At 71.2% G+C, this 23659-nt stretch carries 21 protein-coding genes; 5 read left to right on the forward strand and 16 right to left on the reverse strand.

The annotated features are described in order from the left end of the window. Window positions 1–22: 22 nt before the first annotated feature. Window positions 23–535, reverse strand: a complete 513-nt coding sequence (msrA, locus tag MQN93_RS07065; protein ID WP_242708777.1) for a peptide-methionine (S)-S-oxide reductase MsrA — start codon at window positions 533–535, stop codon at window positions 23–25. A 79-nt stretch (window positions 536–614) separates the two neighbouring features. Continuing rightward, window positions 615–1916 (reverse strand): hypothetical protein, encoded by a 1302-nt coding sequence (locus MQN93_RS07070; protein ID WP_242708778.1) that lies wholly within the window; start codon window positions 1914–1916, stop codon window positions 615–617. Between the two features lie 212 nt (window positions 1917–2128). On the opposite strand from MQN93_RS07070, the gene MQN93_RS07075 reads away from it, so the two are divergent. Then, entirely contained in the window at window positions 2129–2581 is a 453-nt protein-coding gene (locus tag MQN93_RS07075) for an SRPBCC family protein (RefSeq protein WP_016434883.1), read from the forward strand. A gap of 41 nt (window positions 2582–2622) precedes the next feature. On the opposite strand, the gene MQN93_RS07080 is transcribed toward MQN93_RS07075, so the two are convergent. From MQN93_RS07080 to MQN93_RS07095, 4 genes are all read right to left on the reverse strand, one after another. Beyond that, a complete protein-coding gene (locus MQN93_RS07080; RefSeq protein ID WP_242708779.1) occupies window positions 2623–3306 on the reverse strand; it encodes a response regulator in 684 nt (227 codons plus the stop codon). Continuing rightward, a complete protein-coding gene (locus MQN93_RS07085; protein WP_242708780.1) occupies window positions 3303–4487 on the reverse strand; it encodes a sensor histidine kinase in 1185 nt (394 codons plus the stop codon). Before MQN93_RS07085 ends, MQN93_RS07080 begins: the two co-directional genes overlap by 4 nt. Beyond that, the gene (locus tag MQN93_RS07090) at window positions 4484–5320 is read right to left on the reverse strand and encodes a CPBP family intramembrane glutamic endopeptidase (RefSeq protein WP_242708781.1); all 837 of its coding nucleotides are present in this window, start codon (window positions 5318–5320) and stop codon (window positions 4484–4486) included. The genes MQN93_RS07085 and MQN93_RS07090 overlap by 4 nt, the downstream gene beginning before the upstream one ends. 165 nt (window positions 5321–5485) lie before the next feature. Then, window positions 5486–7159: a phosphodiester glycosidase family protein gene (locus tag MQN93_RS07095; RefSeq protein ID WP_242708782.1), complete on the reverse strand. Its 1674-nt coding sequence runs from the start codon at window positions 7157–7159 to the stop codon at window positions 5486–5488. Between the two features lie 265 nt (window positions 7160–7424). On the opposite strand from MQN93_RS07095, the gene MQN93_RS07100 reads away from it, so the two are divergent. Continuing rightward, the gene (locus MQN93_RS07100) at window positions 7425–8417 is read left to right on the forward strand and encodes a hypothetical protein (protein ID WP_242708783.1); all 993 of its coding nucleotides are present in this window, start codon (window positions 7425–7427) and stop codon (window positions 8415–8417) included. Window positions 8418–8425: 8 nt separating this feature from the next. After that, window positions 8426–9532 carry a serine hydrolase domain-containing protein gene (locus MQN93_RS07105; RefSeq protein WP_242708784.1) on the forward strand — a complete coding sequence of 369 codons (1107 nt, stop codon included), beginning with the start codon at window positions 8426–8428 and terminating at the stop codon, window positions 9530–9532. Window positions 9533–9573: 41 nt separating this feature from the next. Here the strand turns inward: MQN93_RS07105 and MQN93_RS07110 are convergent, their stop codons facing one another. From MQN93_RS07110 to MQN93_RS07120, 3 genes are all read right to left on the reverse strand, one after another. Continuing rightward, the gene (locus tag MQN93_RS07110; RefSeq protein WP_242708785.1) at window positions 9574–10338 is read right to left on the reverse strand and encodes an SDR family oxidoreductase; all 765 of its coding nucleotides are present in this window, start codon (window positions 10336–10338) and stop codon (window positions 9574–9576) included. A 126-nt stretch (window positions 10339–10464) separates the two neighbouring features. Then, complete coding sequence (locus MQN93_RS07115; RefSeq protein WP_242708786.1) at window positions 10465–10848, reverse strand: VOC family protein; 384 nt, start codon at window positions 10846–10848, stop codon at window positions 10465–10467. A 109-nt stretch (window positions 10849–10957) separates the two neighbouring features. After that, window positions 10958–12001 carry an NAD(P)-dependent alcohol dehydrogenase gene (locus MQN93_RS07120; RefSeq protein WP_016434874.1) on the reverse strand — a complete coding sequence of 348 codons (1044 nt, stop codon included), beginning with the start codon at window positions 11999–12001 and terminating at the stop codon, window positions 10958–10960. Between the two features lie 117 nt (window positions 12002–12118). Between MQN93_RS07120 and MQN93_RS07125 the strand changes: the two genes are divergently transcribed. Beyond that, on the forward strand, window positions 12119–13024 hold the full coding sequence (locus MQN93_RS07125; RefSeq protein WP_242708787.1) for a helix-turn-helix transcriptional regulator: 906 nt from the start codon (window positions 12119–12121) through the stop codon (window positions 13022–13024). A gap of 22 nt (window positions 13025–13046) precedes the next feature. On the opposite strand, the gene MQN93_RS07130 is transcribed toward MQN93_RS07125, so the two are convergent. From MQN93_RS07130 to MQN93_RS07155, 6 genes are all read right to left on the reverse strand, one after another. Further along, on the reverse strand, window positions 13047–13817 hold the full coding sequence (locus tag MQN93_RS07130) for a group II truncated hemoglobin (RefSeq protein ID WP_016434872.1): 771 nt from the start codon (window positions 13815–13817) through the stop codon (window positions 13047–13049). 64 nt (window positions 13818–13881) lie between these two features. Next, window positions 13882–17229: a S8 family peptidase gene (locus MQN93_RS07135; protein WP_242708788.1), complete on the reverse strand. Its 3348-nt coding sequence runs from the start codon at window positions 17227–17229 to the stop codon at window positions 13882–13884. A gap of 176 nt (window positions 17230–17405) precedes the next feature. Next, window positions 17406–18089 carry an ABC transporter ATP-binding protein gene (locus MQN93_RS07140; protein WP_016434870.1) on the reverse strand — a complete coding sequence of 228 codons (684 nt, stop codon included), beginning with the start codon at window positions 18087–18089 and terminating at the stop codon, window positions 17406–17408. Window positions 18090–18136: 47 nt separating this feature from the next. After that, the gene (locus tag MQN93_RS07145; RefSeq protein WP_242708789.1) at window positions 18137–19603 is read right to left on the reverse strand and encodes an ABC transporter permease; all 1467 of its coding nucleotides are present in this window, start codon (window positions 19601–19603) and stop codon (window positions 18137–18139) included. Window positions 19604–19752: 149 nt separating this feature from the next. Beyond that, the gene (locus tag MQN93_RS07150) at window positions 19753–21018 is read right to left on the reverse strand and encodes a L,D-transpeptidase (protein WP_037782320.1); all 1266 of its coding nucleotides are present in this window, start codon (window positions 21016–21018) and stop codon (window positions 19753–19755) included. A gap of 202 nt (window positions 21019–21220) precedes the next feature. Continuing rightward, the gene (locus MQN93_RS07155; protein ID WP_242708790.1) at window positions 21221–21571 is read right to left on the reverse strand and encodes a hypothetical protein; all 351 of its coding nucleotides are present in this window, start codon (window positions 21569–21571) and stop codon (window positions 21221–21223) included. Between the two features lie 109 nt (window positions 21572–21680). On the opposite strand from MQN93_RS07155, the gene MQN93_RS07160 reads away from it, so the two are divergent. Then, window positions 21681–21995: an LPXTG cell wall anchor domain-containing protein gene (locus MQN93_RS07160; protein WP_016434866.1), complete on the forward strand. Its 315-nt coding sequence runs from the start codon at window positions 21681–21683 to the stop codon at window positions 21993–21995. A gap of 76 nt (window positions 21996–22071) precedes the next feature. On the opposite strand, the gene hutH is transcribed toward MQN93_RS07160, so the two are convergent. Continuing rightward, the gene (gene hutH / locus MQN93_RS07165) at window positions 22072–23610 is read right to left on the reverse strand and encodes a histidine ammonia-lyase (protein WP_242708935.1); all 1539 of its coding nucleotides are present in this window, start codon (window positions 23608–23610) and stop codon (window positions 22072–22074) included. Window positions 23611–23659: the final 49 nt, after the last annotated feature.

The following is a 23659-nucleotide window of genomic DNA, read 5'->3' on the forward strand; positions in this document are numbered from 1 at the left end:
GCCGGGCCGTCCCGGCCGTCCGTCAGCTCTCGGCGCGGGCGGGCAGCCGCCATCCCGGGCGCGGGAAGTGGCAGGTGTAGCCGTCCGGGTAGCGCTCCAGGTAGTCCTGGTGCTCGGGCTCGGCCTCCCAGAAGGGGCCGACCGGCTCCACCTCGGTGACGACCTTGCCCGGCCACAGGCCGGAGGCGTCCACGTCCGCGATCGTGTCCTCGGCGATCCGCTTCTGCTCGTCGTCCACGTAGTAGATCGCCGAGCGGTAGCTGAGGCCGATGTCGTTGCCCTGGCGGTTCTTCGTGCTCGGGTCGTGGATCTGGAAGAAGAACTCCAGGAGCGTGCGGTAGTCGGTCTTCTCGGGGTCGTAGAGGATCTCGATGGCCTCCGCGTGCGTGCCGTGGTTGCGGTACGTCGCTTTCGGCACGTCACCGCCGGTGTATCCCACCCGGGTCGCCGTCACGCCCGGGAGCCGGCGGATCAGATCCTGCATCCCCCAGAAACACCCGCCCGCCAGCACGGCCCTCTGTGTCTGCGCAGCCATTGCGGCCCCTCCATTCTTGTCGGCCTGGTCACTCGGACTGTTCGGGTCGCACACCACCGGCATCCGATGCCCACCAGGCTCAACGCACGAGGGGTCCGGGCGATTCCGTACGGCTGCGGCGGCGCGCGACGGCGAACAGGCCCGCGCCGGTGACCACCGCCGCGGCGGCCGCGCCCGTGACCGGCAGCGCGGAGGAGCCGGTCGCCGCCAGGCCGCCGCCGTCCGTCGTGGTCCCCTCCCCGCCCGTCGACGACGCGCCACCGGTCGAACCGGCCGATCCACCGCCCGCGCTGCCCGAGCCACCGGCCGAGCCACCCGTGCCGCCCGACCCACCGGCGGAACCCCCCGAGCCGCCGGCTGCACCGCCCGAGTCGCCCGAGCCGCCGCTCGACCCGCCCGTCGAACCGCCCGGCTCCCCGCCCGTGACGTCCAGGGAGATCACGGCCTTGTCGTTGGCCTTGTCGGGGTCGAACGGCCGCGGCTCGGTGCTCAGCGACACGGAGCCCTTGGCGTGCGCCACCCGCTTGTCGATCTTCAGCTGGAAGGTGTACGTCTCGTGGGCGCCCTCGTAGAGCGATCGCATGCCGCAGCTGTAGTTCGTGCCACTGACGAGCCTGCAGAAGTTGCCGCGCTTGATGACCGACGTACCGGCGGGAAGCCGGATCTTCACGCTGACGGCGCGGTCTCCTTCCCTGGGCATGACCCAGGCGGGCCCGGCGTTGGTGAAGGTCGCCCTCATCGTCACCGTGTCACCGACGCGCCCCTGCAGGGCGTCGCCGGTCACCTGGTAGTCGGCCGTGTTGACGGCGGTGACGGGCACGTCGACGACCTCTCTGGACCCCTCGCTCCCGGCCTGCCCCTCGACCAGCCTGACCGCCGGGGCGGTTCCCGCCACCGGTACGGTGCCGTTCTCGTCGGCCCCGGGATCGCCGAAATTGACCCGCAGGCGCAGCTGTTCGTTGAGCGCGCGGTCCCGAGCCGTGACGTGCAGGGGTCTGTCGGTCGTGTAGACGACGCCCTTCTCCACCGCCTGGTCGAAGGCGCACACCGCCGTCCACCGCTCCGGCATCTCGTCGTAGGGCCGGACGTTCTGCACCAGGCAGTTGGAGGGGACCTCCGCGAAGTCGAGCCCCCGGGTGACGGAGTAGGAGACCCACACCTTCTCGGCGGTCACGGTGCTCCTGTTCGCCACGGTGGCCGACACATCGAAGCCGCTCCCCGGCTTCAGCCCGTCGATCGCCTCGGCGCCTCCCACGACCAGGTCGGGTGCGGGCTCGTCGGCGACGGCGGCGGGGGCCGCGGCCAGCGCGATCAGACCGGCGGCGCCGAGGGCGGCAACAGCGGCACGAGAGGCGCGACGGTGGTGCGGGGGTATCGGCATGGGGGGACCTCTGTCGGGACGCGGGCGGACGGACGGTGTTCACGGGATGTCAACCAGGAGTACGGCTCTGCGCTCCCTAGACTCCTGCCGGTCCCGAACAGTTGCGTGCCGCGACGCGGTGGACCGATGAGTCTTCGCGCCCGCCGGCGTCTACCCGTTCGACAGTTCCGATCGGACACGAGAACTCGGACACGAGAACGAGGAGACGCATCATGAGCAACGAACAGACCACCCCGGCCGACGGCTTCTCCTACGAGCTGACCCGCACGCTCGACGCCCCCGCCGCGAAGGTGTGGCAGGCATGGACCACCCCCGAGCAGTACGCCCAGTGGGCCTACGCCGCCGAAGGCTCCGTCGAGATGGACGTACGGCCCGGCGGGGCGTGGAAGGCCACCATGGTCACGCCCGACGGCGGCCAGTTCCCGCTGACGGGCTCCTACCTCCAGGTCGCCGAGCCCCGTCTGCTGGTGGTCGGCATGGACGTACCCGGCAAGGCCGAGCCCGCGGCCATGACCGTCGAGCTGGACGAGGACGACAAGCAGCACACGCGGATCGTGGTCCACCAGACCTGCGACACCGCCGAGGAGCGCGACATGTCCGAGCAGGGCAGCACCATGCTCCTCGACAGCCTGACCGCCTTCCTGGCCGACGGAGCACACAACTGAGCACCCGCCAGGGTCAGTTCACCACCAGTCCGGAACCGGTGTCAGGTGACCAGGCCGTTGCGGTACGCGTACACGACGGCCTGGACCCGGTCGCGCAGGCTCAGTTTGGTGAGGATGCGGGAGACGAACGTCTTGACCGTCTCCTGGCTGATCACGAGCGCCCCCGCGATCTCGCTGTTGGAGAGGCCGTCGGCGATGAGACGCAGGACCTCCAGCTCGCGGGGGGTCAGCGGGATGTCGTGCGGGGTGCCCCCGGTGGGGCGGATCCGGGCGGCGTACCTGCCGACCAGCCGGCGCGTCACCTCGGGGGCCAGCAGGGCCGCGCCCGTCGCCACGGTGCGGATGCCGTGCAGGAGTTGGGCCGGGGGTGCGTCCTTGAGGAGGAAACCGCTGGCGCCCGCGCGCAGCGCCTCGTAGACGTACTCGTCCAGGTTGAACGTCGTCACGACGAGGACCTTGACGGGGTCGTCCACACCGGCGCCCGCCAGCAGGCGGGTGGCCTCGATGCCGTCGAGCACGGGCATGCGTACGTCCATCACCACGACGTCCGCTCGGAGCCGGCGGGCGAGGTCGACGGCGCTCTGCCCGTCCCCGCACTCGCCCGCCACCTCGAGGTCGGGCTGGGCGTCGATGATCGTCACCAGCCCGGTGCGGACCAGTATCTGGTCGTCGCAGACCAGAACCCGGATGGGCGCGGCCCCGACCTGCTCCCCCGCCGTCGTCACAGCCCGCTCCCCGCAGGTATCCGCGCCCGTACGACGAACCCTCCGCCCGTGCGCGGGTGGGCGGTGAAGTCGCCGCCCAGGACGTCGACCCGTTCGCGCAGGCCCGCGAGTCCCCGTCCGCTGCCGCCCGGGGAACCGGTCGGCGAACCGGAGCCGTCCGTGCTGACCTCCACGGTGATCTCCTTCGTGCCGTGCTGCACCTGGACGGAAGTGCGGCTGCCGTGGGCGTACTTGAGGGCGTTGGTCAGCGCCTCCTGCACCACCCTGTACGCCACGAGGTCGGCGCTTCCGGTGGACGCGGCCGGGGTGCCCTCCTCGGCGAACTCCACGGGCTGTCCGGCCCGGCGCGTCTGCTCGACGAGTGTGAGGAGGCGGCCGACGGCCGGGGTCCTGGCCTCGTGGTCGGATACGGCGCCGTGGTCGGACCCGGTGCCGTGGTCGGGGTTGAGCAGGTCGAGCAGGTGCCGCAGGTCGGTGATGGCGCGGCGGCCGGTGTCCGTGACCGCGGTCAGGGCCTGGTCGAGGCGGTCGGGCGCGGCGGTCAGATAGCGCGCCGCCTCGGCCTGCACGACCATCGCCGTCACATGGTGGGTCACGACGTCGTGCAACTCCCGGGCGATACGGGTGCGTTCGGCGGCCCGGGTGTCCTCGGCGAGGCGGCGTCGGCGCTCCTCCTCCGCCAGCCGCCCGGCCCGCAGCCACGCCCCCATGCCCCAGCCGAAGGCCAGCAGCAGGTAGAACGTCACGAACTCGCTGACCGGTTCGTCGGTGCCGGTCCGGTAGAGCGCGACGGCGAGCGCCACGTACGCCGCCGTGAACAGCAACGCGGCGGCGCGGCGGCGCAGTTGGAGATGCAGGCCGGTGCTCACCAGCGCGAACAGCAGTGAGGTGCCCTCGACCAGGTGGTAGCCGCGCAGCTGGTCGGCGGCGAAGCCGATCGACACCAGGGCGAGGCAGAGGAACGGCCACCGCCGGCGCAGGGCGAGCGGAAGGCATTCGAGGGCGGCGGCCACGGCCGCGCCCGCGTCGAACGGGCGGTCCGGCACCCCGCCGAGCTGGGTGCCGTGCCGCTGGAGTGCCGGCAGGAACGACACGGCGAAGAGCAGCGCCCCGAGCGGGAGGTCCCGGACCGTGACGTCCAGCCGACGCCACAGGTCCGGGAACCTCCGAAGAGCGATCACCGGGAAAGGGTAGCGGTCGCGTCAACCCGCCCGGCCTTGCGCCGACTTGGCACCAGGTGGCCGCGCCGCCGGGCCAGCCGCAGGAACACGATCGTCGTCAGCAGCCCGAACACGACCGCGTACAGGCCGGCCTCCGGGCCGAACTCGCCTCCGGTGAGCAGCTTGGAGCCCGACATGGTGGCGTCCAGCAGTCCCTGCCTGGTGTCGTTGCCGGAGACCTCGGTGCTGAAGAGACCCGACTCGGCGAAGTTCCAGCCGAAGTGCAGGCCGATCGGCAGCCACAGACTGCGGGTGGCGACGTACGCGGCGCCCAGCATGCCGCCGGCCTCGATCGCGATGGCGAGGGCGCCCCACACGGTGGCGTCCGGGTTGAACAGGTGCATCAGGCCGAAGAGCAGGCCGGTCGACGTCAGCGCGATCCAGGTGCCGAAGCGTTCTTCCACGAGCCTCAACAGGACGCCGCGGAACAGGAGTTCCTCCGTCGCCGCCGCGGCGGCCATGAAGCCGATCAGCCCCACCGCGCCGCCGACCGAGCCCACGCCGTGGACGTCGTAGTCCCCCAGCAGGGCGAGGTTCACGATGATCGCCCCGAACAGTGCCGCACCGAGCAGCGCGCCCCGGCCGGTCGCGGAACCGGCGCCGTCCCGGGCCAGCTCGGTGACCGGGCGGTGCTCGGTGCGCCGTACCACCCACCGGTAGACGAGCACCGAGAGCACCGCGGTCAGCGCGCCCACGATCAGCGAGAGCGCCGCGTTGTCCTCGACCGCTGCGGCACCCTGACCGCCGATGAACGCGACCGCCGCGACGGCTACGAGTTGCCAGACCAGCCTCATGGAAATCCCCTCCGTCAGATCCGCGGACCGGAGCGCCGCGGCTGACCAGAACGCTAGGGATCCGGCGCCCGGAGATCGTCACCGCTCGGTGGACACCTGCGCGTAGCTCGCACGGGGGACAGACCCGGATGCGGCGAGTGCGCCGGAGCCCGTGGGGCGGCCCGTTCAGTCGGTGCGGGCCGGGATCACCTGGACGGTGTCGCCGACCGGGCGCTCGCCCGCCGCGTCCGAGGGGTTGTTGGCGAGGGCTCCGCGCAGGGCCATCGTGGTGGAGCCGCCGCCGTCCAGGTTCAGGGCCTGTACGGCCCCGAGGGAGCGCATGAAGTCGGCGGCCTCGTACAGGGTGAAGCCCTCGCTGCCCCCGGTGCGGCGGCCGTCGACGGTGGCCAGGATCAGCCGGCCCCGCCGGTCGATGCCCGCCATGGTGCGCGGCTGGCGGGAGTTGGCCCAGGCGTAGCCGAAGGAGAGGTCCTGGGGGTCGACCACGCCCTCGGCGGCCGCGTCGATGTCGATACGGCCGTCCTTCACCAGGGTGGGGGCGGCGCTCACGACGGAGTCGTCGCGGTCGAGCGCGACACGGCGGCCGGCACTGTCGCGGACGGTCTCGTCGACGGTGACGCGCCTGCCGACGCGGGCGTTGGCGGTCAGCCAGTCGGCGGCGGTGCCGATGCCCTGCAGGACGCGCCCGCCAGCGGGCACCCGTCCGCCGCGCGCACCGACCGAGACGACCCGGCCGGACCGGTCCAGTACGGCCTGGACACCGGCTCCGGTGGGCAGGGCGGCGCCGAACAGGGGCGTGAACTGCACCAGGTCGTCGGTGAGCCGGCAGGTGACGTCCTGCCAGGGCAGCTCGCTGGGCGTGGCGCCGGGACGGCCGCAGTCGCGGACGAGCGAGGGGACGCGGTTGATGCCCTGGATCGCGTACGAGGAACGGCCCGCGCGGGCGGTGACGGTGGTGGTCAGGTCGGCCACGCGGACGTGCCGGCCGCCGTCGCCGAGGACGAGCGCGGCCCGTGAGCCGACCGCCATGGAGCCCAGCCGGCCGTCGTAGGCGCCGAGCGCGGACATGGTGCCCTGGACGCCGTCGGCGTCCGAGGTCACGAAGAAGCCGCCGTTGACAGCGACCAGCGAGTGCAGCTTTGCGGCGACCGAGGACGTGGTCTCGCGCTGGGCGACGTCGCCGTCGTGGGTGCCCTCGACGGTGCCCTGGAACCGGCGCGGGTCGATCACCGCGACATGGATGTTCTCGCGGTCGGCGGGCTGCTGGACGTCGTAGCCGGTCCAGGCGACGGCGGTGTGGAAGCCGGCCGAGGTGATCGCCGTCGCCGTGGGCTGGGCGTCGGACTGGGCGGCATACGAGCCGACCCGGACCCGGTAGCCCATCACGCCGTGCGGGGTGTCGGAGTAGCCGGGCCAGCGGACGCTCTCCACGCGCGGCTCGAAGCCCGCGTCGCGCAGCTGCTGCGCCGTCGTGCCGGCCCAGCTCCGTGTGGAGACCTCGGCCCAGGTCCTCGCGCCGGTCAGCCGGCTGGTGGCCGGGGCCTGGACGGTGACCGTCCAGGTGTGCCGGACGCCGGGGTGGCGGACGGTGCCGGTGCGCACCTGTACGCCGGGGGCGAGCGTCTCGGTCGACCACTGCACGTCGGTCGCGAAGTGCGCGGGGGCGGCCTGCGCCGCGGTCGGGGCGAGACAGGGAACGACGGCCGCGAGTACGGCTGCGGCACCGACGGCCGCGCGGATTCGGGCGGTTGCGCTGATGCGGGCGGTTGCTCGGGGACGGGCGGTTGCGCTGGTACGGGCGGTGCCTCGGGCGGGTCTGGTGACAGCACGCTGATGCATGGCTTCCTCACGGCTCGCGGCGATGGCCGGTGGGACAAGGTGCGGTGGCCCTGTGCGCCCACCATCTCAAACGGCCGTCCCGACTCCCGGCGCTCCGGCACATGAAGCCCCGGGAAGGCGGCGGGGAACAACGGGCGTCCCGCAGGACGAGAGGGGCCTCCGCCGCACGGCGGAAGCGACCGGGAGCGAACGGCTCCCGCGGTGGATGCGCGGGCATGAGGGCGTGCTTGAGCCTTGAACTCCCGTTCAGAGGAGGGCAGTCCGGGTGGAACGCTGGGATCGGATCGGGCGGTGCGCGGCCTACGGCGCCGCGCTGGCCCTGACGCCGTACTTGCTGATCAAGGTCTCCTGGGTGATCGGCGCCCTGCTCGGCGTGCTGCCGGTCGGCAAGGGCTTCAGCACGGCCGGGTGGGTGCTGCTGAACACGGTGACCGTCGGCATGGCGGCGATCGGCATCGCCCTGGCCCTGGCGCTCGTCCGGCCCTGGGGCATGCGGATACCGGGGCGGGTGGTGGCGTTCTGCGCGTGGACCGGCTCGGGCTTCCTGGTCTCGATCCTGCCGTACGCCGTGCTCAGTACGGTGCTCGACGCCGCGCACCACTCCGGGAGCGGAGGGAGCGGTGGGGGCGGCGGGAGCGGCACGAGCGGTGATCCCGCGATGCCCGGCTGGGAGGCGGCGCTGGTGCAGTTCAGCTTTGTGGGGATGGGCCTGGGTCTGGCCGTCGCGCTGCCCGCGTATCTGCGGCGCCGCTGGCCGCAGGCGTTCGCCGGGCACGGCACGGGGGCCCGCACCGGCGCAACCCGGGCCACCGGAGCGGCAGTTGCCGTGTCGGCCGTCGTCGGTCTGGTCTGGCTGTACTGGGCCGCCGGCGGAACCCTCGGGATCTCGCACCCGGCCTCGCAGGACACCGACGGGCGTCTGCTGTGCGGCGTCGGCGCGTTCTGGGCGCTCGCCGGGGCCGCGGCCGTACGGCTGCTGACCCGGCCGCACCCGGCCGCCCTGTCCCTGCCCCGGCCGCTGCTGCTCGCGACGGCCTGGCTCGGCTCGGGCTCGCTGTTCGCGTGGTGCGGCTGGAAGCTGCCGTTGACGCTGGCGGTGGCGGTGGCGCACTCGGCCGACGGGCCGCCGGAGAACCCCGCCGTGGCCGCGGTGCTGTATCTCGCCGCCGTCGCCGCGGGCGCGACCATGCTGCGGACGATCGTCGGCCCACGCGCGCAGCCGGAATTCGGTTGCTCCGCACGGGCCGATGCGCGCTAATGCCACGCATGGCAGACATTCAGGGCTCGTACGACGATTTGTTCGTCGCGGTGCCCCGCGCGCTGGCGGAGTTGCTGGACGGCGGGGACGTGGGCGGCTCGGTGGCGGTGTTCGTGGACGGGGAACCCGTCGTGGACGTGTGGGGCGGCTTCGCCGACGCCGGGCGCACGGTGCCGTGGGAGCGGGACACGCTCGTCAACGTCTACTCCGTCACCAAGACCATGACGGCCCTGTGCGCGCTCGTCCTCGCCGACCGCGGCGCGCTCGACCCGGACGCGCCGGTGGCCCGGTACTGGCCGGAGTTCGCCGCGGCGGGCAAGGACGGCGTGCTGGTGCGGCACCTGCTGTCGCACACCGCCGGGCTGCCCGACTGGGAGGGGCCGGTCGAGGAGCTCTACGGCTGGGAGGCCGCGACGGCGCGGCTGGCCGCGCAGGCTCCGCGGTGGGAGCCGGGCAGCGCGGCCGGATACCACTCGCTCACCCAGGGGTTCCTGGTGGGCGAGGTGGTGCGGCGGATCACCGGCCGCAGCGTGGGCGCGTTCTTCGCCGACGAGGTGGCCGGGCCGCTGGGCGCGGACTTCCACATCGGTCTGGCCGCCGAGCACGACCGGCGGGTGGCGCTCACCGTTCCGCCGCCCGGCCTGGACGAGGAGTACACGGCGGGTTCGGCCGCCGCGGACGGTGAGGCCGGCACCGGGACCGCGATCCGCGTCCGCGACGGCAACAGCGTGGCCTGGCGGCGCGCGCAGATCCCCGCGGCGAGCGGCTTCGGCAACGCCCGGTCGGTCGCCCTCGTGCAGTCGGCGATGGCGTGCTCAGGGACGGTGCGCGGTACGCGGCTGCTCTCCCCGGCGGGGTGCGAGCGCGCCTGGCAGGAGCAGTTCAGCGGCGACGACCGGGTCCTGGGCATGCCGGCGCGCTACGGCCTCGGCTACGGCCTGTTCGGCACCACGTACGGGTGGGGCGGCTGGGGCGGCTCGCTGGTGATGATCGAGCCGGAGGCCCGGGCGGTGGTGGCGTACGTGACCAACCAGATGCGCGAACCGGCCGCCGGCCAACGGGGGTTGGAGCTGGTCATGTCCGCCTACGACGGTCTCCTCGGCCTGCGGGCCTGAGGGCGCGGGACCGGGAGGGGGACCGGGAGCCGACGCGGCCGTCAGCCCAGGCGCTCCGCCAGGAACTCCTCCCACGTCCGCTTGCCGACCTCCGCGCCCTCCAGCGTGAGGTTGTCCCCCGCCCGATAGGCCCGCCCCGCCTTGCCGGGCAGCCGGACCGGCAGCTTCGGGCGCGGGCGCCTGCCGCGGAGTTCCAGGTAGGGGCGGACCAGGCCGGGAAGGTCGTAGAGCTTCGGGCCCGCCATGTCGGGGACCCGGCCGGCCGGCTCACCGAGGGTCAACTCGACCAGACGGGCGGCGACTTCGCGCGCCTCGACCGGCTGCAGTCGCAGGCCGCCCGGGGACAGCAGGACGGGGAGGGCGGCCACCTTCTGCACCATCGTCAGCGTGAGGTCGTGGAACTGGGCGGCGCGCAGGGTCGTCCACGGGATGCCCGACTCGGCGATCGCCCGCTCCGCGTCCAGCTTGGTGCGCACCCAGGTCAGCGGGACGCGGTCCGCGCCGATGACCGAGATGTAGACCAGGTGCCGCACGCCGGCCGCGCGGGCCGCCCGCACCAGATGGCGGGTCGCCTCGTCGTCGCCCTTCTGGCCGCCGGCGAGATGCAGGACGGTGTCCGTGCCGGACACGGCGGCCTCGGTGCCCTCGTCCTTCAGCAGGTCGCCGGTGACGTACTCGATGCCGTCCGCCGGCTCGCGGCCGTGCCGGGTCAGTACGCGCACCTCGCGGCCGGCCGCCTGCAGAAGGGGGACCACATGGCGGCCGAGGGTGCCCGTACCGCCGGTGACCAGGATGGATGACGTCATGATGCACAGCTCCAAAAGTCTTTCGCCGTCTTGTGCCTTCACTGCTATGACCCCTGGCGGGACGGCAGTGTGACCGGACGGCGGAAACTTCTTCCGGAGCGGTGACGGGGCGGCCGTGCGAGCGCGTCAGCCGCCGCTGCCGTACGGCCTGGTGATGATCTCCAGGTTGTGGCCGCTCGGGTCCTCGAAGTAGGCGCCCCGGCCGCCGTCGTTGCGGTTGATCTCACCGGGGCGGTGGTGGAAGGGGTCCGCCCAGTAGGTCAGGCCGGCGTCCTGGATCCGGGCGAAGATCGTGTCGAACTCGTCCTCGGACACCAGGAACGCGTAGTGCTGCGGTGTTATCCCGCCCGAGGCGTCCATGTAGTCGAGGGTCACACCGTTCGGGATCTGGACGGGGACGAAGGGCCCGTACTGCGGGCTGACCTCCAGTCCGAGGATGTCGGCGAGGAACGCGGCCGACGTCTGCTTGTCGTGCGCGGCGACGATGGTGTGGTTCAGCTGCACGGTCATCGTGTAAGCCTCCTCCAGCCCAAGATACTGCGGCACGAAGAGGGCCCCGGCGGTCGGTGCCGGGGCCCTCGATCAGCTGTGACGGTCAGGTCGTCATCACCTGCGTCGGTCAGATCGTCGCGGTGTCGATCACGAACCGGTAGCGGACGTCGCTGGAGAGCACCCGCTCGTACGCCTCGTTGATCTGGTCCGCGCGGATCAGCTCGATCTCGGCGCCGAAGCCGTGCTCGGCGCAGAAGTCCAGCATCTCCTGGGTCTCGCGGATGCCGCCGATACCGGAGCCGGCCAGGGTCTTGCGGCCGCCGATCACCGAGAACAGGTTGAGCCTGACGGGCTCCTCGGGGGCGCCGACGTTCACGAAGGCGCCGTCCGTCTTGAGCAGGGACAGGAACGCGTCCAGGTCCAGCGGGGCCGAGACCGTGGAGAGGATCAGGTCGAAGGTGCCGCGCAGGTCCTTGAAGGTCTGCTCGTCGCTGGTCGCGTAGTAGTGGTCGGCGCCCAGCCGGAGGCCGTCCTCCTTCTTGCGCAGGGACTGCGAGAGCACCGTGACCTCGGCGCCCAGCGCGTGCGCGATCTTGACGCCCATGTGGCCGAGGCCGCCGAAGCCGACGATCGCGACCTTCTTGCCGGGACCGGCGTTCCAGTGGTTCAGCGGGGAGTAGGTGGTGATGCCGGCGCACAGCAGGGGCGCGGCGACATCGAGGGAGAGGCCGTCGGGGATACGGACGACGAAGGCCTCGTCGACGACGATCTTCTCCGAGTAGCCGCCGTAGGTGGGCTCGCCGTTCTTGTCGAGGGCGTTGTACGTGCCGACATTGCCCTTGAGGCAGTACTGCTCCAGGCCGGCCAGGCAGTTCTCGCACTCGCGGCAGGAGTCGACCATGCAGCCGACGCCCACGCGGTCGCCGACGGCGAACTTGGTGACGCCGGGACCCACCTCGGAGACGACGCCCGCGATCTCGTGGCCCGGGACCATCGGGAAGATCGCCTCGCCCCAGCCCTCGCGGGCCTGGTGGATGTCCGAGTGGCAGATGCCGGCGAACTTGATGTCGATCAGGACGTCGGACTCACCGACGGCCCGGCGCTCGATGGTGGTGCGCTCCAGGGGAGCCTTCGCGGCGGGTGCGGCATACGCAGCAACTGTGGTGGTCATGCCTCGACACTGCCGGAGCGGACGGGGTTCACCCAGGCCACGGCTTTGCGTACGTCCGCCGTGCCTACCACTGACGGGGTCAGGATGGTGTGCGTACGAACGGTGAATACTGGACGTATGGACGAACAGCCCGAACCCGCACAGGAGCCCACCGGGTCCTTGGACCGGCGTGCCGAACTGAGCGAGTTCCTGCGCACCCGGCGTGCCCGGCTGAAGCCGGAGGACGTGGGCCTGCCGGACTTCGGCCGGCACCGGCGGGTGCCGGGGCTCAGGCGCGAGGAGCTGGCCCAGCTGGCGGGCGTCTCGGTGGCGTACTACACCCGCCTGGAACAGGGCAACGGACGGAACGTGTCCGCGGAGGTGCTCGACGCCATCGCCCGCGCGCTCAGGCTCACCGACGCCGAGCACAGCCATCTCATGCACCTCGCCAAGCCGAAGCAGCACAAGAAGCGGACGCCCGCGCGCGCCCAGCAGGTACGCAGCGCGCTGCGGCAGCTGCTCGACACGATGGACGGCTCGGTGCCGGCGTACATCACCGGCCGCCGCTCCGACCTGCTGGCCTGGAACAGGCTGGCGGCGGCCGTCTTCGGCGACTGGTCGGAGCTGCCGCCGCAGGAGCGCAACTGGGCACGGCTGGTGTTCCTGAAGCCCGAGTACCGCGATCTCTACGTGGAGTGGGATCAGAAGGCGTACGACATCGTCAGCTTCCTGCGCATGGACGCGGGCTGCTACCCGGACGACCGGCGACTGTCCGCCCTGGTCGGCGAGCTCTCCGTGAAGAGCGAGGACTTCCGGCGGCTGTGGGCCACGCACGACGTCAAGGAGAAGAGCTACGGCGTCAAGCGGCTGCGGCACCCGCTGGTGGGTGAGCTGACCCTGAGCTGGGAGTCCTTCCGGATGGCGGACGACGACGGTCTGTCCCTGACGACGTACCACGCGGAGCCGGGCACCCCGTCGGCCGAGGCACTGAGGCTGCTGGCGAGCTGGGGAGCGGACGCGACCCGCGCGGGGCAGTCGGCCTGACCCGTGGGGCGGGCACCGGCCCTCATCCCCGGTACGGCGGCATCGACCCCCATCCCCACGTCGGCACCGGCTGTTCCGCCGGCGGCTTGGCGTCCGGGCCCGAGAAGTACACGGCGAGGCGGGTGCCCCACTCGATGTAGGCCAGGAACGCCGAGCGGAACTCCGCGTCCGTGGGCAGGCCCGCCTCGTCGGCCGCGTCCTGGATGAGGTTGACCCAGCGGCGCCGCTGCGGCTCGGTGATGTTCCGCCCGAGGTGCTTGGCGACCATGTGCCCGTGGCCGCCCTGGGTGAGGGAGTAGGAGGCCGGGCCGCCGAAGACCTCGCCGAGCCAGAGCGCGACGTGCGCGGGGTGGTCGGGGCCCATGTCGGCGAAGAGGGGCGCGAGGAGGTCGTCCTTGAGGACCTTGTCGTAGAAGACGGATGTCAGCCGGGAGAAGCCCTCCTCGCCGCCCGCCCAGTCGTACAGCGTCGGCACGGACGATCCCCTGCCGCGCACGGCCGTCGGTGTGTAGTGGCGCATCTCGTCGATGTTCTCGATGTACGGCCGGATCTCGGCGAGGAACTCGGGGAACAGCTCGGAGCGGCGGAAGCCCTCGAGGTGGTCCTTCGTGGAGGTCCAGGTGATGCGCAGGATGTAGTGCTCGAAGTCCTCCTCGCAGCGCGCCAGTTCGTAGTCGACACACTGCGGGGCCGCCGCCAGCCGGCTCGCGGCGCGGGTGTAGGCGGCGAGGAACTCCGCCGAGCGGTCTTCCGGGATGCGGTAGCGGATGTACTCGACGGTCTGTGTCGTCATGCCTTCACACAAACACGGACCGCCCGCCGGACGCTTCGCTTCCGGCGGGCGGTTCGCTGTCAGCTCACTTGGCGTAGTAGGCGTTGTAGATCGAGATCGTCGACTTGTTGCCCTTCTTGTCGGTGATCTTGGCGTGGAAGGAGATGGCCTTGCCCTTGGCCGGGTTCTTCACCTTGATCCTGCCGTGGACGACGTCGAGCTTCTTCCAGGTCTGGCCGTAGTCGTAGGAGACGTACACCGACAGGGACTTGAGGTTGCCGCCCTTGGCCGAGCCCTCGACGGTCACCGGGACGGTGGCCGTCTTTCCGGCCTCGACCCTGCTGCCCAGGTCCGTGGTGGCGCCGAAGCGGGCCGTGGAGGCGGGGAGCTTGGCGACACCGGACGTCTTCTTGGAGCGGAACGTCCAGCTCGCGTCGATGCGGGTGGAGGCCGCGGCGACCTTGACGCTGCGCTTGACCGAGGTGGTGAGCCTGTAGGCGGCCTCGCCCGCGGGGACCTTGAAGGTCTTCTCGCCGAACAGCGGGTCGTCGTTGGAGCCGACCTCGGTGGAGCCGCGGTACAGGGTGGTCTTGACGGAGCTGAAGACCGAGGAGCCCGCGTGTGTGCTGCCGTCGGCGAACAGCGGGATCAGGCCGTAGATGCTGTTGCCGTCGCGGTACAGCCCGAAGTCGGCGTTCAGATGCGGCCCGAAGACGGCCGTGTTGAACGTCTTCGTGTAGCTCTTGCCGCCCTTGAAGGTCTGCGCGGCGCCGATCGTGTAGGCCGCCTCGGTGATCGGGAAGCCGTCCGCGTCGGTGCCGCCGTACTGCTCGAAGTCCATCCCCCACGTGACGCCGTTCGTGGTCGACAGATGCAGTGTGCGGGTGCCGGGCAGGGCCTGCGGTACGGCGATGGAAGAGGCGCCGCTGCTGAAGGGCAGCCAGCCGACGGCGCTGATCGCGCCCTTCTTGCCGCGCGCCGCGCCGCCGAGGCCGACCTTCACCGAGGCCAGCTCCGCCGCCTTCCAGTGCTTGGTGTAGCCGGTGGCGAGCTGCTTGACGACCGCGCCGGTGGTGGCGTCGTACTGCTCGTCCGTGCCCTTGGTCCAGTGACCGTCCCACTGCTGGGTCAGCGAACCGTCGGTGATCTGCGCGCCGAGGCCCCGGGAGTGGAAGTTGTCGTAGGTGTCCAGGAACCAGCCGAAGCCGTAGCCGGAGTCACCGGCCGTGATCTCGTAACCCGGCGACGCGAACTCCGATGTGGCGGCCGCGTCCGGCATGGTGATGTCGACCGGCTTCGCGGTGCGCGCGTCCAGGTCGAGCGTCATGTTCTTCGTGACGCTCAGCTTCGGCTGCGCCAGCCAGTCGATGCCCTTGGTGGCGTCCTCCGGGTCCGCGAAGACGCCGGCGTCGAGGACGTAGGTGCCCTTGGGCAGCCGCGCGGTGACGGTGCCGGAGGCGTCGTAGGGGGCGTAGAACTTGTCCTTGCCGAGGCCGGAGATGCCCGCCAGGGTCGCGTTGTAGTACGGCGCCGGGGCGCCGTCGCGGCCGGTGAACTTCAGGGTGACGTCGTACGATTCGACCTCGCGCTGCACGGCCGCGGCCGTCCGCACGCTCTGGCCGCCGCCCGTCGCGGTCACGTACGCGGAGTACGCGCCGTCCAGCGTGCCACCCAGCTCGGTGTTCACCGTCAGGTCCACGGACGCCTTGCCGCCCGCCGGGACGGTCACCTTGGTCGCGGCGAGCTTGAAGAAGCCGGCCGGGGCCGCCTGCCCCTTGGGGTCGGTGGCGCTCACGGCCAGGTCCAGCGTGACGTCCTCGGTGCCGAGGTTGCGGTACGTCAGCTGCTTGGTGACCGGCTTGTCATCGGTGTGCGGCCACTGCGCGGTGCCGAAGCCCACCGAGACCGGGTCGGCGATCACGCTCTGCTCGATGGCCCTGTCGGCGGCGATACGGCCCGAACCCTGCTGGTACGGCGTGTAGGTGCCGCCCTTCGCCGAGCCCGTCAGCGCACCCTTGAGCTCGGAGAACTTCCAGTCCGGGTGCTGCTGCTTGAGCAGCGCCGCGGCGCCCGCCACATGCGGGGTCGCCATCGACGTACCGGAGATGGTGAGGTAGCCCGGCGGGTTCTCGCCGACCTCCTGGTCGATGACGCTGCCGGGGGCGGCGGCCGCGGTGATGTCCACGCCGGGGGCCGTCACGTCGGGCTTGATCTGACCGTCGAGGCCGGGACCGCGGCTGGAGAACGACGCCAGCTTGTCGTTGTCGTCGACCGCGCCGACGGTGAGCGCGTCGGCCGCGCTGCCCGGGGAGCCGATGGTCTGCTCGCCGAAGTCGCCGTCGTTTCCGGCGGCGATCGCGAACAGGATGCCCTTCTGCTCGGAGAGCTTGTTCACCTCGGCCTCGAGCGGGTCGATGCCGGGGGTGTCGCCGCCGCCGAGGCTGAGGTTGACGACGTCGGCGCCCTGCTCGGCCGCCCACTCCATGCCGGCCAGGATCTGGGAGTCGTCGCCGAAGCCGCTGTCGTCGAGCACCTTGCCGTTGAGCAGCTTCGCGTCCGGGGCGACGCCCTTGTACGTGCCGCCCGACTTGGCGCCCGTGCCCGCCGCGATGGACGCGACGTGCGTGCCGTGCCCGAACCTGTCGGTGGCGTCGGCGGCGGTGGAGAAGTTCTTCTCCGCGACGACCTGGCCCTTGAGGTCGGGGTGGGTCGCGTCGATGCCGGTGTCGAGGACGGCGATCCTGACGCCCTTGCCGGTGTAGCCGGCCGCCCACGCCTTCGGCGCGCCGATCTGCGGCACGGACTTGTCGAGGCTCGCCTTGCGGACCCCGTCGAGCCACACGTGCGCGATGCCGGAGGCGGCCTTGTCGCCGTCGGTGACCGCGCTCCACAGCTCGGCGGTGTCCTGCTGCGGCGTCTGCACGGCGTCCGCGTTCAGGGACGCGAGGCTCTCGCGGAGCCTGCCCGCGTCCCTCACGTCGGACTTGGCGGCCGAGGCGGCGCCCCGGTAGCCGACGATGACCTTCAGGCCGTTCTTCTGGGCTTTCCGGGTGGTCGCCCTGCCGAGTTCGGTGACGTCGAACAGGCGCTGGTCGACCTTGCCGGTCGCGATCAGGCGGGCGGCGTCGGCGGGCACGACCAGGGTGTGGCCGTCGGCCCTGCGTATCTGGACGGGTATGTGCTCGCGGCCCTTCGCGCGCTCCAGGCCGACGACCCGGCCCTTGGCGTCGACGGCGACGCGGTCACCCGTGATCAGCGTGATGCGGTGCTTCGCGGTGAGCGAGGCGGTGGTCGAGGCGGCCTTCGCGGTGGGCGAGGCGGCCGTCGAAGTGGCCGACGCCTGCCCGGACTTGGCCTCGGCCGGGCTGGTCATGCCCGCCGCGAGGGCCACGGCCGCCGCCGTGGCGACGGCGGACGCGCATGCTCTTTTCACTTGTCTGCGCAAGTCTCCCCCTGGAGATGGAGTACCGGGGTCAATCCCCTGTCACCCGGCCGGGGGTGGTCTCGTACACACGCTCGTGCACCCCCCGGAACACGCAGTATGCCGGGGGGTGTTCGGACACCTCAAGAGATGAAGAAGCACCTCAAGTGACCAGAGGGAAGCGTGAGTTACGCTCCGGCGTTCTCCTTCACGGTGATCCGGCCCTTGCGGATCGTCGCCAGGCGCGGGGCCTTCTTCGCGATGGCGGAGTCGTGGGTGACCATGATGAAGGTCAGCCCGAGCTCCTTCCACATGCGCTCCAGCACCTCCATGATCTCGTCGCGCATCGACTCGTCGAGGTTGCCGGTGGGCTCGTCCGCGAGCAGCACCTTGGGCTCCTTCACCAGCGCACGCGCGATCGCGACGCGCTGCTGCTGCCCTCCGGACATCTCGCCGGGCAGATGCCCGAGGCGTTCACCGAGACCGACCGACCTCAGCGCCTCGGCCGCCCGCTCACGGCGGTCCTTCGTCTTCACGCCCAGGGGTACGAGCGCGGTCTCCACGTTCTCCTGGGCGGTGAGCGTGGGAATGAGGTTGAAGCTCTGGAAGACGAAGCCGATGTTCTCGCTGCGGACCCTGGTCAGCCGGGCCTCGGACAGCTTGGCCAGGTCGGTGCCGTCCAGGGTGATGTCGCCTGCCGTCGGCCGGTCCAGGCCGCCGAGCATCTGCAGGAGGGTGGACTTGCCGCCGCCGGTGGGGCCCTGGATGACGAGACGGTCGCCGTCCGCGATGTCCAGATCCACGGCGTCCAGGGCGGTGACGGTCTCCTTGCCCCGGGTGTAGCGCTTGGTGACGCCTCTGAGTTCGTACATGGGGTGGCTCCTGGGTGGGTTCGTGGGTGGGGTGCCGGACGGCGCTGCTACTCGACGCGTCGCAGCGCGTCCGCGGGGCGCAGTCGCGACGCCCGCCAGCCACCGAACGCACCCGCGATCAGACCGCCGGCCACCGCGAGCGCGACCGCGAGGGCGATGGTCGTCAGGCTCACCGGCGCGGTGAGCGCGACCTCCAGGGTCTTGGCCGCCCGGCGGCCGGGCCCGGCGAAGCCGCCGCCACCGCCGCCGAAGCCGCCACCGCCGCCTCCGGCACCGCCGCCACCGCCCAACTGGGCCTGCAGCGTGGGGCTGATGGCGGTGACGACATAGGCGCCCGCGAGGCCGACGGCGATCCCGAGGGCGCCGCCCACCAGGCCGTTGACGACGGCCTCGCCGACGACCTGCCGGGTCACCCGGCCCGACTTCCAGCCCAGCGCCTTGAGCGTGCCGAACTCGCGCACCCGGCGGGAGACGGCGGACGAGGTGAGCAGGCCCGCGACCAGGAACGCGGCCACCAGCACCGCGATGGACAGCCACTTGCCGACGCTGGTGGCGAGGGAGGAGGCCGTGGACAGGGAGCCGGAGACGGTGTCGGCGAGGTCGGCGGAGGTGGTGACCGTCGTACCGGAGACGTTCTTCTGGATGGCCGACTTGACCGCGGAGATCTGCTGGGAGTCGGTCGCCTTGACGTAGATCGTGGTGACCTTGTCCTTCTGGTCGGCCAGCGTCTGGGCCTGCTTCAGCGGCATGTACAGATTGGCCGCGGAGTCACCGCTGTCGGCCGTCGCGATGCCGATGATCGTGTACTTCACCTTGTTGATGGTGACGGTGGAGCCGACCTTGTACTTCTTCTCCTTGGCGTACGCCGAGTCCGCCACCAGCACCTTGGCGTTCGTCTCGGTCGTCCTGAAGGTACGGCCGCTGGTGATCTTCGACGAGGTCAGCGGGCCGAGCCCGGTCTGGGTGACGTCGGTGCCGTAGACCGAGTACGAGTTGACGTCGAAGTCGGCGCCGCCGCCGCGCACTTCGCCCTGCGGCTGGCCGGTGCCGCCGCCGCGCATGCCGCCGTCGCCGCCGCCGTTCTGGTTCTGCTGGAACTGGCCCCTGGTGAACTGGCCGTCGATCTTCACCACGTTGAGGCTCAGCCCGCCGACGGCGGCCGAGACGCCCTTCTGGTCACCGACCTTGGAGACCGTGCCGGCCGACAGCGTGGTGAAGCCCTGCACCATGACGCGGTCGCTGCTCTGCGTCGAGTCGTCGTCGCTGCCGCGCGCGTCGAACTGGAAGCGCGGCCGCTGCGAGCTGCCGGAGGACGGGGACGCGGCCTTGGTGACCGTCATGTCCGTGCCCAGTCCGTAGAGCGACTGGAGAACCTTGTCCTGCGCCTTCCCCATGCCGTTGGACACGGAGTTGACGACGATGACCAGCGCGATGCCGAGCGCGAGGCCGGAGGCGACGACGAGGGCCGCTTTTCTGCGGCGGCGCAGTTCGCGCCTCAGGTAGGTGAAGAACATGGCCGCAAGGTAGGGACGGCTTGTGATGACTCGATAAGGCCGAAATAAGAGATGCATGAGAAGGCTGTGGCCGCACCCGCGACAGCCCCGGGAACGCCGAATGCCGCCCCTGGGGGCGGCATTCGGGAGACTGTGGACCCGCTGTCGGGTCAGACGGCCGAACCGGCCTTCCAGTCGGCCCAGCTGAGGTTCCAGCCGTTGAGGCCGTTGTCCGGCTGGACCGTCTTGTCGCCGGTGTTGGAGATGACGACGACGTCGCCGACGATCGAGCCGTTGTAGAACCAGTACGCCGGAGTGCCCTTGTCGTTGGCGCCCTTGGTGTCCGACAGGCCCACGCAGCCGTGGCTGGTGTTCACGGAGCCGAAGATGGACTTCGCGCCCCAGTAGTTGCCGTGGATGAAGGTGCCGGAGTTGGTGAGCCGGATGGCGTGCGGGACGTCCTTGATGTCGTACTCGCCCTTGCCGTCGTCGTCGGTGAAGCCCACGGTCGCGCCGTTCATGCGCGTCTCCTTGAACTTCTCGGACATCACCATGACGCCGTTGTAGGTCTTGTTCTCGGGCGAACCGGCGGAGATCGGGATGGTCTTGACCGTCTTGCCGTCCTGCGTGACCTTCATCTGCTTGGTCTTGGCGTCGACGTAGGAGATCTGGTTGCGGCCGATGTGGAAGGTGACCGTCTTCTGCTGCACGCCGGTGACCCCGGGGGCGCCCTCGACACCATCGAGCGCGAGCTTCAGCGTGACGGTGGAGTTCTCCTTCCAGTAGTCCTCGGGGCGGAAGTCGAGCCGGTTGGCGCCGAACCAGTGACCGACGACCTCCTGGCCGCTGCTGGAGGAGACCGTGATGCCCTTCTGGACCGCGGCCTTGTTGGTGATGGCCTTGTCGAAGTTGATCGACACCGGCATGCCCACGCCGACCGTGGAACCGGCCTCCGGCGTGAAGTTGCCTATGAAGCTGTTGGCCGGGGAGACCGTGGTGAACGAGGCGTTCTCGTGCGCCACCAGGCCGTTGGCGTCCTTGGCCTCGGCGGCGACCTTGTAGGTGGTCGAGCGCTCCAGCTGGGTGCTGGGCTTCCAGCTCAGCTTGTCCGCGGAGAGCTGTCCGGCCACCGCGGTGCCGTCGGCGGTCGTCATCGTCACGCTGGTGAGCGTGCCCTTGCTGACGGTGACGGCGGCGGAGTTGTTGATGGAGGCGTTGTCCGAGCCGTCCTTGGGCGTGATCTTGATGTCGGCCTCGGAGGACTTCTTGGCCGCCGCCTCGTCGGCCTTGGCCTGCGAGGTGTCCTTGCCCTTGGTGCCGGAGGCGTCGTCGTCGCCACCGGAACACGCCGAGAGCACCAGAACCCCGCCGAGCAGCGCGGACGCGGCCGCGAGGCCCTTGCGCCGCTTACTGTTCGTCATCACACGCTTCTCCATCGTTGCCGAATCCCCAAAAAGCCACTGGTCCCCGTTGACGGACTTCAACGCTACGACCGGTTCGTCCCGTTCCACAGAGCCCGCGGATGTGGGGCACACCACGTCCGCCGGGGCGGGTGGTGCGAATGTGGCCGGTGCGCCGCTTGAGACGACGAAACCCCGGACGGTGGTTGCCGCCCGGGGTCATGAATTTCCCGGGCCGCTACGAGACGCCGTGAGCCCCCTCTGCCTCGTCGTCGTCGCCATCATCCTCGTCCAGGTCCCACTCCGGCGAATCGGGGTCGTAGTCGACGGGCCCGCTCGACCAGGAGGCCTGGGCGAGCTCCACCCCGGGCACCTCGTTGACCAGGTCGAACGGATCCACGAGATAGGCGAGGGCCTCCGCGGTGTCTTCCGTCACAGCGTCCTCGGCGTGCACCCGCTCGTCGGCCGGCATGTCGTTCTCGTCGGCGATCCGGCGCAGTGCCGCCTTGGTCACCGCTCCGGGGTCGTCGACCGCGATCACGAGGTCCACCCGAAGGCGGACAAAACGTGATGTCTCTTCAGTGTTCATGGCGCGAGCGTAAGGCCCATGCATCCCGTGACTTTCCCGTGACCCGCGCCTTTCACTAACATCGCCCCACACGGCCAATTCGCCAGCGCCACAAGGGGATCGATATTCCGTGTCATCCGCTCGCCGCCCGTTGCTGACCGCCACCGCCGCAGGCACTCTCCTGTGCGCCCTGTGGTTCGTTCCCTCCGCCAACGCGACCGGGGGCGACTCGGCCAGAGACGCTTCCTCGGTGACGCCTGCCTCACAGGTCACGACCCAGGCGCGGGTGGCGCGGGCGGCCACGGACAGCTCCGGCACGGACACTCAACTCGCCGACACGGGTAGCTTCGACACCACTCCCTATGTGATCGGCGGAACCCTGTTCCTGGGGGTCGGCGCCGGTTTCGTGGTGTATTCGGTACGCCGGGAACGCCTCGGATTTTGATTCCGCTTGACCTTTCGGGGCCCTGTCGCAGGTGCGGCAGGGCCCCTTTCCTTTCCGGCTGCAGAGAGTTCTACGGCTACTGCAGCGGGCCGGTGACCGTCTCCACCGCGGCGACCAGGCGCCCGTCGCGCACGAACGCGTCCGCGGCGGCGAGGTCGGGGGCGAGGAACCGGTCGGGCCCGGGACCCTGGACTCCGGCGGCGCGAGCGGCCGTGATGGCCGCCTGTGAGGCGGGCGCGGGAGCCAGGCCCTCGCGCAGCTCGATCGCGCGCGAGGCGGCGTACAGCTCGATGGCGACCACGCGGGCGAGGTTGTCGACGGCGGTGCGCAGCTTGCGGGCGGCCGACCAGCCCATGGAGACGTGGTCCTCCTGCATGGCGGAGGACGGGATCGAGTCGGCGGACGCCGGGACGGCGAGTCGCTTCATCTCGCTGACCAGCGCGGCCTGGGTGTACTGCGCGATCATGAGCCCCGAGTCCACGCCCGCGTCGTCGGCCAGGAACGGCGGCAGGCCGTGGCTGCGGTTCTTGTCGAGCAGCCGGTCGGTGCGGCGCTCGGCGATGGAGGCGAGGTCCGCGGCGGCGATGGCGAGGAAGTCGAGGACGTAAGCCACGGGTGCGCCGTGGAAGTTGCCGTTGGACTCCACCCGACCGTCGGGCAGCACAACGGGGTTGTCGACGGCGGACGCCAACTCCCGCTCGGCGACCAGCCGTGCGTGCGCCATGGTGTCCCGTCCGGCGCCCGCGACCTGCGGGGCACAGCGCACCGAGTAGGCGTCCTGGACGCGGGGCGCGTCGTCCTGGTGGTGCCCAGTGAGCTCCGAACCCTTCAGCACGGCCAGCATGTTGGCGGCCGAGGCGCCCTGTCCGGGGTGCGGGCGGATGGCGTGCAGCTCGGGCGCGAGCACCTTGTCGGTGCCGAGCAGCGCCTCCAGGCTCAGGGCCGCGGTGATGTCGGCCGACTTGTAGAGGCGGTCGAGGTCGGCGAGGGCCATGATCAGCATGCCGAGCATGCCGTCGGTGCCGTTGAGCAGCGCGAGCCCCTCCTTCTCGCGCAGCTCGACGGGGGCGATGCCGTGCTCGGCGAGCAGTTCGGCGGCGGGCCCGACGGTCCCGTCCGGGCCCTCCGCCTCGCCCTCGCCCATGAGCGTCAGGGCGCAGTGGGACAGCGGCGCGAGGTCGCCGGAGCAACCGAGGGAGCCGTACTCGTGCACGACCGGGGTGATGCCGGCGTTGAGCACGTCGGCCATGGTCTGCGCGACCTCAGGCCGCACCCCTGTGTGCCCCGAGCACACGGTCTTCAGGCGCAGGAACATCAGGGCCCGTACGACCTCCCGCTCCACCCGCGGCCCGAGGCCCGCCGCGTGCGAGCGGACGATGTTGCGCTGCAGCTGGGCGCGGAGTTCCTGGCTGATGTGCCGGGTCGCGAGGGCTCCGAAGCCGGTGCTGACGCCGTAGACCGGCTCGGGCTTGGCCGCCAGCGCGTCCACGACCGCTCGGGCGGCGGCGAGCGCCTCGACCGCCTCGGCAGACAGCTCGACCCGGGCGCCGTCGCGCGCCACGGCGAGAACGTCGGACGCGGTCACCCCGGACGTCCCCACCACCACAGTGTGCATATCCATATTCAGGAGCGTACGCAGTGAAGATGAAGATGTCACTACTGGG

Origin of the sequence: Streptomyces spinosisporus (assembly GCF_022698145.1) — a bacterium.
GTDB lineage: Bacteria > Actinomycetota > Actinomycetes > Streptomycetales > Streptomycetaceae > Streptomyces > Streptomyces spinosisporus.

Excerpts from the sequence above, each read along its gene's own strand:
- msrA (WP_242708777.1), bottom strand. The coding sequence starts at position 535 with ATGGCTGCGCAGACACAGAGGGCCGTGCTGGCGGGCGGGTGTTTCTGG.
- MQN93_RS07070 (WP_242708778.1), bottom strand. The coding sequence starts at position 1,916 with ATGCCGATACCCCCGCACCACCGTCGCGCCTCTCGTGCCGCTGTTGCC.
- MQN93_RS07075 (WP_016434883.1), top strand. The coding sequence starts at position 2,129 with ATGAGCAACGAACAGACCACCCCGGCCGACGGCTTCTCCTACGAGCTG.
- MQN93_RS07090 (WP_242708781.1), bottom strand. The coding sequence starts at position 5,320 with ATGAGGCTGGTCTGGCAACTCGTAGCCGTCGCGGCGGTCGCGTTCATC.
- MQN93_RS07095 (WP_242708782.1), bottom strand. The coding sequence starts at position 7,159 with ATGCATCAGCGTGCTGTCACCAGACCCGCCCGAGGCACCGCCCGTACC.
- MQN93_RS07105 (WP_242708784.1), top strand. The coding sequence starts at position 8,426 with ATGGCAGACATTCAGGGCTCGTACGACGATTTGTTCGTCGCGGTGCCC.
- MQN93_RS07110 (WP_242708785.1), bottom strand. The coding sequence starts at position 10,338 with ATGACGTCATCCATCCTGGTCACCGGCGGTACGGGCACCCTCGGCCGC.
- MQN93_RS07115 (WP_242708786.1), bottom strand. The coding sequence starts at position 10,848 with ATGACCGTGCAGCTGAACCACACCATCGTCGCCGCGCACGACAAGCAG.
- MQN93_RS07120 (WP_016434874.1), bottom strand. The coding sequence starts at position 12,001 with ATGACCACCACAGTTGCTGCGTATGCCGCACCCGCCGCGAAGGCTCCC.
- MQN93_RS07125 (WP_242708787.1), top strand. The coding sequence starts at position 12,119 with ATGGACGAACAGCCCGAACCCGCACAGGAGCCCACCGGGTCCTTGGAC.
- MQN93_RS07130 (WP_016434872.1), bottom strand. The coding sequence starts at position 13,817 with ATGACGACACAGACCGTCGAGTACATCCGCTACCGCATCCCGGAAGAC.
- MQN93_RS07140 (WP_016434870.1), bottom strand. The coding sequence starts at position 18,089 with ATGTACGAACTCAGAGGCGTCACCAAGCGCTACACCCGGGGCAAGGAG.
- MQN93_RS07145 (WP_242708789.1), bottom strand. The coding sequence starts at position 19,603 with ATGTTCTTCACCTACCTGAGGCGCGAACTGCGCCGCCGCAGAAAAGCG.
- MQN93_RS07150 (WP_037782320.1), bottom strand. The coding sequence starts at position 21,018 with ATGGAGAAGCGTGTGATGACGAACAGTAAGCGGCGCAAGGGCCTCGCG.
- MQN93_RS07155 (WP_242708790.1), bottom strand. The coding sequence starts at position 21,571 with ATGAACACTGAAGAGACATCACGTTTTGTCCGCCTTCGGGTGGACCTC.
- hutH (WP_242708935.1), bottom strand. The coding sequence starts at position 23,610 with ATGCACACTGTGGTGGTGGGGACGTCCGGGGTGACCGCGTCCGACGTT.